The organism is Rossellomorea sp. H136 (assembly GCF_056838065.1).
Genome location: NZ_CM166371.1, coordinates 1,899,190 through 1,912,674 on the forward strand (window position 1 = coordinate 1,899,190; position 13,485 = coordinate 1,912,674).

Annotated in this window: 11 protein-coding genes; 10 read left to right on the forward strand and 1 reads right to left on the reverse strand. The window is 40.4% G+C overall.

Translation table 11 applies throughout. The features are described from left to right. Positions 1 to 64: 64 nt before the first annotated feature. From ACYH0O_RS09610 to pyc, 3 genes are all read left to right on the forward strand, one after another. On the forward strand, positions 65 to 346 hold the full coding sequence (locus tag ACYH0O_RS09610) for an Fpa/YlaN family protein (RefSeq protein WP_113968349.1): 282 nt from the start codon (positions 65 to 67) through the stop codon (positions 344 to 346). 114 nt (positions 347 to 460) lie between these two features. Next, on the forward strand, positions 461 to 1,678 hold the full coding sequence (locus tag ACYH0O_RS09615) for an FtsW/RodA/SpoVE family cell cycle protein (RefSeq protein ID WP_149158232.1): 1,218 nt from the start codon (positions 461 to 463) through the stop codon (positions 1,676 to 1,678). Between the two features lie 139 nt (positions 1,679 to 1,817). Continuing rightward, entirely contained in the window at positions 1,818 to 5,258 is a 3,441-nt protein-coding gene (gene pyc, locus ACYH0O_RS09620) for a pyruvate carboxylase (protein WP_482632075.1), read from the forward strand. A gap of 41 nt (positions 5,259 to 5,299) precedes the next feature. Here pyc and ACYH0O_RS09625 read toward each other — a convergent pair whose 3' ends face one another. Next, a complete protein-coding gene (locus tag ACYH0O_RS09625) occupies positions 5,300 to 6,217 on the reverse strand; it encodes a COX15/CtaA family protein (protein ID WP_262481873.1) in 918 nt (305 codons plus the stop codon). 483 nt (positions 6,218 to 6,700) lie between these two features. Here ACYH0O_RS09625 and cyoE point away from each other — a divergent pair, with 483 nt between their 5' ends. From cyoE to ACYH0O_RS09660, 7 genes are all read left to right on the forward strand, one after another. Further along, positions 6,701 to 7,612: a heme o synthase gene (gene cyoE / locus ACYH0O_RS09630; RefSeq protein WP_149158234.1), complete on the forward strand. Its 912-nt coding sequence runs from the start codon at positions 6,701 to 6,703 to the stop codon at positions 7,610 to 7,612. A 103-nt stretch (positions 7,613 to 7,715) separates the two neighbouring features. Next, positions 7,716 to 8,792, forward strand: a complete 1,077-nt coding sequence (coxB, locus tag ACYH0O_RS09635) for a cytochrome c oxidase subunit II (protein WP_148968621.1) — start codon at positions 7,716 to 7,718, stop codon at positions 8,790 to 8,792. Between the two features lie 29 nt (positions 8,793 to 8,821). Continuing rightward, complete coding sequence (gene ctaD, locus ACYH0O_RS09640) at positions 8,822 to 10,693, forward strand: cytochrome c oxidase subunit I (RefSeq protein WP_482632076.1); 1,872 nt, start codon at positions 8,822 to 8,824, stop codon at positions 10,691 to 10,693. Beyond that, a complete protein-coding gene (locus tag ACYH0O_RS09645) occupies positions 10,693 to 11,322 on the forward strand; it encodes a cytochrome (ubi)quinol oxidase subunit III (protein WP_044337518.1) in 630 nt (209 codons plus the stop codon). Before ctaD ends, ACYH0O_RS09645 begins: the two co-directional genes overlap by 1 nt. 4 nt (positions 11,323 to 11,326) lie before the next feature. After that, complete coding sequence (gene ctaF, locus ACYH0O_RS09650) at positions 11,327 to 11,659, forward strand: cytochrome c oxidase subunit IVB (protein WP_044337517.1); 333 nt, start codon at positions 11,327 to 11,329, stop codon at positions 11,657 to 11,659. Positions 11,660 to 11,968: 309 nt separating this feature from the next. Further along, complete coding sequence (ctaG, locus tag ACYH0O_RS09655; RefSeq protein ID WP_426893041.1) at positions 11,969 to 12,874, forward strand: cytochrome c oxidase assembly factor CtaG; 906 nt, start codon at positions 11,969 to 11,971, stop codon at positions 12,872 to 12,874. Positions 12,875 to 12,946: 72 nt separating this feature from the next. After that, positions 12,947 to 13,408, forward strand: coding sequence for a DUF420 domain-containing protein (locus ACYH0O_RS09660; protein ID WP_482632077.1), 462 nt, complete (start codon positions 12,947 to 12,949; stop codon positions 13,406 to 13,408). Positions 13,409 to 13,485: the final 77 nt, after the last annotated feature.

The window sequence follows — 13,485 nt, forward strand, 5'->3', positions numbered from 1 at the left end:
TTCTCTGATTTAACGATAAAATTTTAAGACAGGAAAGCTATTTGTTCGGAATGGGGGGATCACTGTGGCGTCAGAAATGACAATTAATCATCGAGAAAAAGCCTATGAACTGCTAAAGGCCGACGCAGAAAAGATTTTACAACTTATTAAAGTACAAATGGATAATTTAACGATGCCCCAATGTCCTCTTTATGAGGAAGTATTGGATACCCAAATGTTCGGATTATCTCGTGAAATAGAATTTGCAGTCCGTTTAGGATTAGTAGATGATCAAGATGGAAAAGAGCTGATTGATTCTTTAGAAAGACAGCTTTCTGCCCTGCATGAAGCATCTACAAAAAAGTAAAATAGTCATGACAACTCAAACAATACATAGATCTGTTGTTTGAGTTTTTTTGTTAAAGATTCTGACTGGTTGGGATTAATTTAAATGATATAAGAGAAAAAGGATTGAAATGTCATGATTAAAAAAATAGCAAAGTCCTATGATTATTCGTTAATCGCTGTATATGTATTTCTTTGTCTGTTTGGGCTGGTAATGATTTATAGTGCGAGTATGGTCATGGCTGTAGAACGATTTGGTTGGGAAAGTGACCATTTCTATAAAAGGCAGATGATCAATATTCTCATCGGGTTCTTTGCCTTTACGTTAGCAGCATGGTTTCCTTACAAAGCATTCCAAGTAGGTAAAATAATCAAGGGACTCATGTTTATCGTTATCGGATTATTAATTGGGGTACATATTTTCGGTTATGAAGTAAACAACGCAAAAAGCTGGATTAATTTAGGTTTCATGCCCATTCAGCCATCGGAGTTCGCCAAGCTTGCAGTCATTATTTATCTTGGCTCTGTTTACTCCAAGAAACAGGCATACATAGATGATTTTAATAAGGGCCTTGCCCCGCCATTGCTATTTTTAGGTTTTATATGTTTTTTAGTCTTTTTAGAGCCTGACTTTGGTACGGCGGCTATTATTTTTGCCATTGGAGCAATCGTTATTTCCTGCTCAGGGATCAGTTTTAAAACATTCTCCAAACTGGCTGGTTTGGGAGTAGGTCTCTTGATCGTACTGTCACCGGTCATATACCTGGCAAGAGGCTTTATTTTTACGAGAGAAAGACTTAGCAGGATTGAAGCGTATTTATCACCGTTTAAATATGCCCAAGGGGAAGGCTACCACTTAGTGAACTCATACCTTGCCATTGGTTCTGGAGGGGTAAAAGGGCTTGGTTTAGGCCAGAGTGTTCAAAAACTGGGTTATCTTCCTGAACCACAAACGGATTTCATTATGGCTATCATTGCTGAAGAATTAGGTGTATTCGGTGTAAGCTTTGTCATTCTCGGACTCACTTATATCGTACTTCGGGGGATATATACGGGAGTTAAATGTCAGGACCCTTTTGGAACGATGCTGGCCATCGGAATATCCAGTATGATCGGGATTCAAGCCTTCATTAATTTAGGAGGGGTATCCGGATTAATTCCGATTACAGGTGTTCCACTTCCATTCATCAGCTATGGAGGATCATCGCTATTAGTGCTATCTTTGTCGATGGGTGTCCTTGTGAATGTGTCGATGTTTGTAAAATATGAAGAAAAATATAAAATAAAGAAGGAAAATGGCCTTCCTTCGGAGAATATGGATAATAGCAAAAAAATATATGGTGTAAAAATGTAGGTCACTTTGATAGAGTATCTAAAACTCTAAGTCTAGGGTCTGCCCCCTAAGATACTTCTTTATCTTTCGGGTCAGCCCTTTTTTCATAGACTGCTTTACAGAGAATTTCAATCATGAATAGCCTAAAGGAGAGAGTGTATTGAAGAAAATCAAAAAAGTATTAGTAGCAAATCGCGGTGAAATTGCCATCCGTGTGTTTCGTGCATGTACGGAGCTGAATATTAGAACCGTCGCCATTTACAGTAAGGAAGATTCGGGAGCATATCATCGATATAAAGCTGATGAGGCCTACCTGACAGGAGAAGGAAAGAAACCAATTGATGCTTATTTAGATATAGAGGGGATCATTCGAATCGCAAAGAACGCCGATGTCGATGCCATCCACCCCGGTTACGGTTTTTTGTCCGAAAATATTCATTTTGCAAGACGTTGTGAAGAAGAGGGTATTACCTTCATAGGGCCACATTCAGAGCACTTAAATATGTTCGGTGACAAAGTAAAGGCACGTCATCAGGCCCAATTAGCCAATATCCCGGTTATTCCTGGAACAGATGGACCTGTAGAAACGCTTGAAGAAGTCATTAGCTTTGGGAAGGACCATGGATTCCCGATCATCATCAAAGCTTCATTAGGTGGCGGAGGACGGGGAATGCGTATCGTCCGTAACCTGGAAAGCTTAAAAGAAGCATACGAACGCGCTAAATCTGAAGCGAAAGCAGCATTTGGTAATGATGAAATATATGTTGAGAAATTTGTTGAGAATCCTAAACATATAGAAGTCCAAATTCTTGGGGACGAAGACGGAAATATTATTCACTTATATGAACGCGATTGTTCCATCCAGAGACGACACCAGAAGGTAGTTGAAATAGCACCATCCGTATCCTTGAGTGATCAGCTGAGAGAGGATATTTGTGAGGCAGCCGTCCGGTTGATGGATAATGTAAAGTATGTGAACGCAGGGACGGTTGAGTTCCTGGTTGCAAATGAGCAGTTCTATTTCATCGAGGTAAACCCTCGTGTTCAAGTAGAGCATACGATTACGGAAATGGTTACCGGAGTGGATATTGTCCAATCGCAATTAATGATTGCCGAAGGTCATGCCCTACATAGCAGTAAGCTTGGCATACCTGTTCAAGAAGAAATCCGGACAAATGGGTTTGCCATTCAGTCCCGTGTGACAACAGAAGATCCATTGAACAACTTTATGCCTGACACAGGGAAGATCATGGCTTACCGTTCAGGCGGCGGATTCGGGGTTCGATTGGATGCAGGTAACGGGTTCCAGGGAGCCGTCATTACTCCATACTATGATTCCCTTCTTGTTAAACTGTCCACGTGGGCTTTGACATTTGAGCAAGCTGCATCCAAAATGGTCAGAAATCTTCAAGAATTTAGAATCCGTGGAATCAAAACGAATATTCCTTTCCTCGAAAATGTCGTTAAGCATGAAAACTTTATAACAGGTAAGTACGATACATCCTTTATAGACACGACACCTGAACTGTTTATTTTTCCGAAACGAAAAGACCGTGGTACGAAGATGCTTTCTTATATCGGAAATGTAACCGTGAATGGTTTCCCTGGAATCGAAAAGAAGAAAAAGCCTGTATTTACTAAGCCTAGGATTCCTGCTCTTGACTTAAAACAAGACTTTAAGCCTGGGACAAAGCAAATTTTAGATCAACATGGTGCTGAAGGGTTGGTTGATTGGGTCAAGGAACAAAACTCAGTGCTCCTGACTGATACAACTTTCCGGGATGCGCACCAATCTTTATTGGCTACGCGGGTCAGAACAAACGACCTGAAGCAAATTGCAGAACCGACATCTCACTTGCTTCCTGATGTGTTCTCCTATGAAATGTGGGGAGGGGCAACGTTTGATGTTGCCTACCGTTTTCTAAAGGAAGATCCTTGGAATCGATTATTAACAATGAGAGAGGACATTCCCAATGTACTATTCCAAATGCTTTTGAGAGCATCAAATGCCGTTGGATATAAGAACTATCCTGATAATGTCATAAAAGAATTTGTTGAGAAATCAGCATTCGCAGGTATTGACGTCTTCCGGATATTTGACAGTTTAAACTGGGTTAAGGGGATGGAAGTAGCCATTGATGCGGTAAGACAAAGTGGGAAAATCGCCGAGGCAGCCATTTGTTATACAGGAGACATTGAAGATCCTACCCGGACCAAATATAGTATTGATTACTATAAGAATCTGGCAAAAGAGTTAGAAGCAAGCGGAGCGCATATTTTAGCGATTAAAGACATGGCAGGGCTCTTAAAACCACAGGCAGCCTACCGGCTAATTTCAGAACTGAAAGATACGGTAAGTTTGCCTATCCACCTACACACCCATGATACAAGTGGAAACGGTATATACACATACGCAAGAGCCGTTGAAGCAGGTGTGGATATTGTCGACACAGCCCTTAGCACAATGTCTGGATTAACATCTCAACCAAGTGCCAATACACTTTACTACGCATTGAAAGGAACCGAAAGGGAACCTAATGTAGATATTAACTCACTTGAGACTCTGTCCCACTATTGGGAAGACGTTCGAAAATACTATACAGACTTTGAAAGCGGGATGATGTCACCGCATTCAGAGGTGTACAAGCACGAAATGCCCGGGGGACAATATAGTAATCTTCAGCAGCAGGCTAAAGCTGTAGGACTCGGGCATCGCTGGGAAGAAGTTAAAGAAATGTATGCAAGGGTCAACCACCTCTTTGGGGATATCGTAAAGGTTACTCCTTCATCAAAAGTTGTCGGGGATATGGCGTTGTTCATGGTGCAGAATGATCTGTCCGAGAAAGATGTGATCGAAAAAGGGGAAAAGATTGATTTCCCTGATTCAGTGGTGGAATTATTCGAAGGGTATTTGGGTCAGCCTCATGGTGGATTCCCGAAAGACTTACAAAGAGTGATTCTGAAAGGGCGCACTCCATTAACCGTTCGACCTGGGGAGCTTCTTGATGATGTGGACTTCACAGCACTCAAAGAAAAGCTCTTCGAAGAACTGCAACGCCCTGTCACTAGTTTCGATGCTCTTGGATATGCTCTATATCCTAAAGTGTTTATGGAATACGCGCACACAATGGATCAATTCGGTGATATTTCCGTTCTAGATACGCCTACTTTCTTATTCGGAATGAGACTTGGTGAAGAGATTGAGGTTGAAATTGAAACCGGGAAAACACTTATTGTCAAGCTTGTTTCCATTGGGCAGGCGCAGGCAGATGGTACACGAATCGTCTACTTTGAACTGAATGGTCAGCCTCGTGAAATTGTGATAAAAGATGAAAGCATTAAATCGACAGTAGCTGCCAAGGTGAAAGCTGACGCAAAAAATGAGACTCATATTGGTGCTTCCATGCCTGGAACCGTGATTAAGGTAATTGCAGAAAAAGGAGAGTCGGTCGAAAAAGGGGATCACTTAATGATCACCGAAGCCATGAAAATGGAAACGACCGTTCAAGCTCCGTTTGCAGGGGTAGTGAAAGACATCTATGTGCAAAATGGTGATGCCATTAGCCCTGGTGACCTATTAATAGAAGTTCAAAAAGCATAAACAAAAAAAGGATTCCGGTTACGGCCGGAATCCATTTTTTGTTATGCTTTCAGCTTACTTCTTGAGATGAGCAGTATAAAGTAACAGAGTAACCCAAATAGACAAGAGATGATCAAAGCGTGCAATAAAGCTATACCTAAGTTTAATCTTGTGAACACCACGAGTGCTCCGGACATGACTTGAAGGGATACCAGCGTAAAGGCGATGATCCATCCCCAATAAATAACCTTTTGGTGCTTATGCTCTTTAATCGCAATATATGTGATATAAGCAATCCATAAGAATATGAGTCCTGCTGCTGCCCGATGCCCCATTTGAATCCACTCATACAGATTGGTTGGGAGACCCGGAGATGAGTTAACACATAACGGCCAATCTTTACACACTAAGCTCGAATCCGTGTGTCTGACTAAAGCACCGGTATAGACAACAATATAACTATATAAAGTGACTCCTATCGTATGGAATCTCATACGTTTATTAATGACCAATGAGTTGGCATCAAATTTCTGATCGACTTCAAAAATTAGAAGTGTTAACAATAGAATTGAAGCAAATGATATAAGAGAAATCCCAAAATGCAGGGCAAGTACGAAGTCTGATTGCCCCCAGAGTACAGCGGCAGCTCCGATTAGACCTTGTAATACTAAGAAAAAGAAAGAGAGTGCAGCAAGGAATTTTGTTTCACGCTTATATCCAATCGCTCTCCATGACCATATCGATAATGCCAATACTAATAATCCTACACCACCGGAGACAACCCGGTGTGCCAATTCTATGACAAGCTCGAACGTTATATCGCTTGGAATCAATTGTCCGTTACATAATGGCCAAGATCGTCCGCAGCCCATACCAGATTCGGTCTTCGTAACGAGGGCTCCTCCCAATAGAACAAATAACATACCAAGAGTAGTGAGAACGGCAAGCCACTTTAATCCTTTGTGGACACCTTTATGCAATCTATTCACCTTCTTAATTAATAGACTCTACACACTTTCTAATTTATAAATATAGTAGAAAAATATATATGCCCCTACGATAATACCTAAAAGGCCAGTAAAACTCAACCGATAAAATGTTACAGAATTATGAGCATGATAATTATTTATATGAAGAGAATAACTATTAGTAGATAATGACTAATTTGCAGAAAAACAAAATCTGTAAGCGCTTAGCTTCGTTTTATGGTATGATGGGTTTAAAATGTTTGTAGAAATATGAAGAAACGTCTGCGTTTTTCTTTCTTCACAATTTCTTCACATTATTGTCTAATTCTCCCCCAAAAAGGAAAAAATATATGGTTTAATATAATATTGATAGCATATATACTATTTCTTATCTGTGTCATGAAATAACAGATGGATATAGAAATAGAGAATCATTTCCTATATAGTATAGAGGTGGTAACTGGCCTCTGGCTTTTTATAGAGAGGAGGAAGAGTATGTCTAGTCGAATGATGACTAACGCTCAAGAAGCAGATTTGACAACCTCAACTGCTTGGAAGGATTTTTTAGCACTAATCAAAATTGGTATCGTTAATTCAAACTTAATTACAACCTTTACAGGTATGTGGTTAGCTTTTTACTTTACTAATACACACTTTCTAAATTCTCTTGATACGATGTTCCTGACGTTGATAGGTTCTTCCCTTATTATCGCGGGTTCCTGCTCCATAAATAATGTGTATGATCGAGACATCGATCCTCTTATGGAACGTACGAAGGGACGTCCTACCGTAACTGGTAAGATCAATGCACCTAAAGCTTTGTCTTTGGGATTAATTATGATTGTAGTGGGAATCATAATGTTATTTATGACTACCGTCACTGCAGGTGTGATAGGAATCATTGGGGTATTTAGTTACGTTGTATTATATACAATGTGGTCTAAGAGGAAATACGTGAGCAACACAATTGTAGGGAGTATCTCAGGTGCAGTCCCGCCATTAATCGGTTGGTCAGCTGTAGATGCAAATCTGGATATCATCGCATGGGTTCTGTTCCTAATGATGTTTATCTGGCAGCCGCCTCATTTCTACGCTTTAGCGATGAAGAGAGTGGAAGAATACAGGGCAGCGAATATACCGATGCTTCCCGTAGTAAAGGGATTTGCTACAACGAAGCATCATATCGTTGCATGGGTTGCAGCTTTACTGCCGCTGCCATTCTTCTTGATGGATTTAGGAATGTTCTTCTTTATCCTTGCAACTGCCTTTAATATTGGCTGGCTTGCACTGGGACTCGCAGGTTACAAAATGAAAGATGATATTAAGTGGTCAAAACTTATGTTTGTCTATTCACTAAATTATTTAACTATCTTGTTCGTAGCGATGGTTATCGTTACCGTACTATAAGATTAGTGGGAATTCTTTCTGATAAGAAATCCAAATAGATATTTTTTATGAGTCCTTGTTTTATTCAAAAGTATATTACATGAAAGAGGGGTTTGATTAAGCTATGAAAGCAAGGCTATCTAAGTGGCGCTTATTCTCAATTGTAGCAATGTTAGCGCTAGTTCTTTCTGGTTGTGGAGAGCCATTTCTCTCCACATTACAGCCAGCTGGTGAAGTAGCACAGTCACAATATGATTTAATGATACTGTCTACATTAATAATGGTATTAGTAATCATTGTAGTAGTCATCGTCTATATGGTAGCGATTATTCGTTTCCGTAGAAAAAAGGGAGATACTACTATCCCGAAACAAGTTGAAGGAAGTCACACACTTGAAATCGTGTGGACAGTAATTCCAATAATCCTTCTTCTTATCCTGGCTGTTCCAACCGTAACGTCTACTTTCGAATTAGCTGATACAAAGGCTATGGATAAAAAAGACGCAGATGGTAATCGCGAAGCTTTAGTTATAAACGTTCGCGCTAATCTTTACTGGTGGGAATTTGAGTATGAGGATGAAAAAATCATCACTTCACAGGATTTAGTGGTACCAACCGATCAAAGGGTTTACTTCAATGTTACAGCTTCTGACGTTAAGCACTCTTTCTGGATTCCAGCTGCTGGAGGAAAGATTGATACAAACGTCGATAACGTAAACACATTCTTCCTTGAATTTGATGGAGAAAAGTCTAAAGAAGCAGGCGGATTATTCTACGGAAAATGTGCTGAGCTATGTGGACCTTCCCATGCTTTAATGGACTTTAAAGTAAAAGCGCTTCCTAAGGACGAGTTTACGGCATGGGTAGAAGATATGAAAAATGCAGGAGAACCTAAACCATCTTCTGATTTAGCACAACAAGGACAAGAAATCTTCAACCAAAAATGCTTAAGCTGTCACGCAGTATCCCCTCAGGATGGACGTCCGGAATCAGCTCGTCTTGCTCCTAACTTAGCAAACTTTGGTGAGCGTACTCGGATCGCAGGTATTCTGGATCACAATGAAGAAGAGCTGAAAAATTGGCTGGTAGACCCTGAGCAGTATAAGCCAGGTAACAAAATGACAGGTACATATGGTAACCTGCAGGAAGACGAACTTGATGCCCTTGCAGAATATCTGATGGGATTAAAAGTTCAAGATTAATTGGGGATTAGTTAAAGGGAGGTTTAATCGTGAGTAGCTATGCACAGAAAAAAGGCTTCGGCGCGACTGTATGGGACTATTTAACAACAGTAGACCATAAAAAGATCGCCATCCTTTACCTTATGGCTGGAGGATTCTTCTTCTTAGTCGGTGGATTAGAAGCTCTTATTATTCGTATACAGCTTGCTGTTCCTAACAATGACTTTGTTAGTGCCGGCTTATACAACGAAGTTTTAACAATGCACGGTACAACGATGATTTTCTTAGCGGCCATGCCGTTAATATTCGCATTCATGAATGCGGTTGTACCTTTACAAATCGGTGCTCGTGACGTTGCATTTCCTTTCCTGAATTCATTAGGTTTTTGGTTATTCTTCGCAGGTGGAGTTTTCCTAAACCTTTCATGGTTCTTAGGTGGAGCACCAGATGCCGGGTGGACTTCATATGCTTCACTCTCAATGGCATCTAAAGGACATGGAATTGATTTCTATGTACTGGGGTTACAGATTTCAGGTGCAGGTACATTAATAGGTGGGATCAACTTCCTTGTAACCATCATTAATATGCGTGCTCCAGGTATGACATACATGCGTATGCCGCTATTTACCTGGACAGTATTTGTTACCTCGGCACTTATTTTATTCGCTTTCCCTGCTTTAACGGTAGGATTATTCTTAATGTTATTTGATCGTATGTTCGGATCGAATTTCTTTGATGTAGCGAATGGCGGTAACACCATTATCTGGGAGCATTTCTTCTGGATTTTTGGTCACCCTGAGGTATACATCCTTGTATTACCTGCTTTCGGAATTTTCTCTGAGATCATTCCACACTTCTCTAGAAAACGTTTATTCGGTTACTCATCCATGGTATTTGCGACCGTACTTATCGGTTTCTTAGGATTCATGGTTTGGGCTCACCATATGTTTACAGTAGGTCTTGGACCAATCGCCAATGCCATCTTCGCCGTTGCGACAATGGCCATTGCTGTTCCAACAGGTATCAAAATCTTTAACTGGCTCCTTACGATGTGGGGAGGAAGTCTCAGCTTCACTACTCCAATGCTCTACGCAGTAGCGTTTATCCCTACTTTCGTAGCAGGTGGAGTAACCGGAATCATGAATGCAGCTGCAACTGCTGACTATCAGTTCCATGATACGTATTTCGTTGTTGCCCATTTCCACTACGTTATCGTTGGTGGGGTAGTATTTGCCTTATTGGCAGGTACTCACTATTACTGGCCAAAAATGTTCGGTACAATGTTAAACGATTTCTTAGGGAAAATCGCTTTCTGGTTATTCTTTATAGGATTCCACTTAACATTCTTTATTCAGCATTTCCTTGGTTTAATGGGTATGCCTCGTCGTATTTGGAAGTTCTTGCCTGGTCAAGGGTTAGAAACAGGAAACTTGATCTCTTCTATTGGAGCAGGCTTCATGGGAGTCGCGGTTATTGTACTTCTTGTTAACGTCATCATGACTCAAGTTAAAGGGGTTAAAGTTTCTAATGACCCATGGGGAGACGGACGTACCATTGAATGGGCGATTCCATCACCACCACCATTCTATAACTTTAAGCAAACTCCGCTAATCCGTGGTTTAGATGCTTATTGGTTAGAAAAAATGGAAGGTAAAAAAGATCTAACACCTGCAGAACCTATCGGAGATATCCATATGCCGAATAACTCGATTTTACCGGTAATCATTTCACTCGGGTTATTCATAGCAGCATTTGGTGCTATGTATCATCCGGATGGTGATAAAGCATGGGCAATCCCTGTTCTGGTAATTGGAATGCTTATCGCATTAGGTGCAATGTTCTTCCGCTCTGTAATTGATGATCATGGATATCATGTTCATAAAGAAGATTTAATGGATGATGATAAAGGGGGTAAGGCATAATGCATGCTGAAGAAAAATTCACGCCAAAGACCTGGCCCGCCTCCCCTGAAAAGGCAACTCTTGAGGGGAAAAACAAGTTTATGGGCTTTTGGTTTTTCCTTGGTGGAGAAACGGTTCTTTTTGGATCTCTTTTCGCAACATATTTAGCTCTTAAAGACAAAGTTCCTAGTGACAGTCATGCACTTGCTGCTGACATCTTTGATTTACCACTTGCATTTATTGCAACTATGTTACTTCTAACAAGTTCTCTTACAAGTGTTTATGCAATGTACCATATGAAGAACTATAACTTCCAACGCATGCAGGCATGGTTATTAGTCACAGTCCTTCTAGGTGCAGCTTTCCTTGGATTAGAGATTTATGAGTTTAATCATTACGTACACGAATACGGGCATACTTTTACTAGTAGTGCATTTGGTTCAGCCTTCTACACACTAGTTGGATTCCACGGAGGGCACGTAGCTTTCGGTCTTCTATGGATTGTAAGCTTAATGCTTCGTAACGCTAAACGTGGCTTAAACCTTTACAATGCTCCAAAGTTCTATTTAGCTTCTCTATACTGGCACTTTATCGACGTTGTATGGGTATTTATCTTTACAGTAGTATACTTAATGGGAATGGTGGGATAAACTGATGGCGAATCAACAATCAAATTCAGGTAACCCAAGTGTAGATTACGAATATCGTCGTAAGAAAAATGCAGAAGACATGAGAATGCAGGTTACATCCTTCATGTTAATGATTTTCTTAACATTGGTGGCGTTCATTGCAGTGGCAGGAGATTTTGATAAGTACTTTATTGTACCTTTCATCCTCTTACTTGCAGTTGTTCAACTAATTTTTCAACTTTATTACTTCATGCATATGAGTCATAAAGGTCATGAAGCTCCTGCATTATTCCTGTACTCAGGTGCACTTGTTGCATTTATCACAGTGTTAGCATTTGTAACGATTGTATGGATCTAAAGAAAAAGTCAGCCGGATGGCTGGCTTTTTTTTGTAGAGTTTGGGTTTTCCCAATGTGCTTGTCGGGGCTACCCAGTCGGCTCCGCTTTTCATTGTCCAGCTACGGGGCTTAGAGGCTCGAGGTCATAAGTCAAACATACCAAAAAGGCAAAGAGCGCCTTTCCGGCAGAATAGACTTATGCTTGTCGGGCCTGGTCAAGCCGCTTCCGCTTTTCGAATTGTCAAGAACTTGTCATTACCTTCCGTTGAAGTAGGGGAGGGTTGTCAGTATAATGGGGGTAGGTGTTAAATGTGAAATGAGGTGAGCAAATGCCTTTGGGTATTTTTGGTTTTATGGCTTTATGGAGCCCATTCTTTATTTTGGCTTTAGTATTTATTACGGTCGTGTATTTCTTGGTCACTGTCAAATGGAGAGACAGTTTTAAAGAAAGTGAAAAATTGACCAGCAAAGAAGCCACTTATTTTATTCTAGCAATGATTCTACTATATGGAATTAAGGGTTCGCCGGTAGAAATTATGAGCACAATTTTATTTTCTGCTCACATGGCACAGATGGCGTTACTATATTTAGTGGTCACTCCACTGCTTGTAATGGGAATTCCTAAATGGGTCTGGAAAGCTGCAGTTGAGTTACCGGTGGTTAAGCAAGTTTTTAAGTTTATGACAAAACCATTGATCTCTTTACTATCTTTCAATATCATCTTTTCGATTTATCATATTCCATTAGTATTTGATAATGTCAGAACTGATGCCACTCTTCACGGTTTGGCAACCGTTATCCTATTCTTATTATCTTTATTTATGTGGTGGCCTTTACTAAATCCAGTGGATGACGATATTGACTTAAGCGGCCTCAAGCGTATTGGGTATATTCTTGGCAGTGCAGTCTTATTGACTCCGGCATGCGGTTTGATCATTTTTGCGCAGAATCCTTTATATGCCCCTTATTATGATCCACAGGAGTTTCTTAAAGCGTTGGCACTATGTGTACCTGTGAATACTCTGGAAGGGTTGACGTTGACTGGGCCGGAGTTATTTACCGATATGTCTACACAAAATGATCAACAGCTTGGTGGAGTGATCATGAAGATTGTTCAGGAGATTGTATTTGGAGTTATGCTGTTCAACCTGTTTTTTCAATGGTATCGCAAAGATCAGGAGAAACAAGAAAAGCTATCCTATGATCCTGTTGATCCTAAATTGACAGAACAGTAACGTATGAAGGGATGATGAACGTCATTCCTCTAAATACATAGCATATTATCTTTAGAAAAGAGAGGAACAGAGATGGGTTTACCTATTTTACCTACCATTAGTACCACATTTATCGTGTTAAGTGCTGTCACAGTTGCGATCGGCTGGTGGCAGATTAAACAGAGAAGGATTGAGCAGCATCAGAAAACCATGACACTTGCAGGTATTTTTGCGCTTATCTTTTTCATCATTTATATGAGCAGAACGATTTTTGTTGGAAACACGTCATTTGGCGGTCCCGATAGCATCAAGATTTATTATACGATTTTCCTTGTTTTCCATATAACATTGGCTACAACCGGGGCAGTATTTGGACTGATAAGCTTGTGGACGGGCTATAAAGACCGTTTAGCAAGACACCGTAAGCTGGGACCGATTACGAGTTTTATCTGGTTCTTTACGGCTATTACAGGAGTCGCTGTGTATCTGCTCCTTTACGTATTCTATAAAGGCGGAGAAACAACTTCCGTCATTCGGGCAATACTCGGATATTAAAGAAAAACCTATTATGTGATGAATCACGTAATAGGTTTTTTCTTTTGATTTAGCTCTTTTCTAAAGGCTTGTGGCTA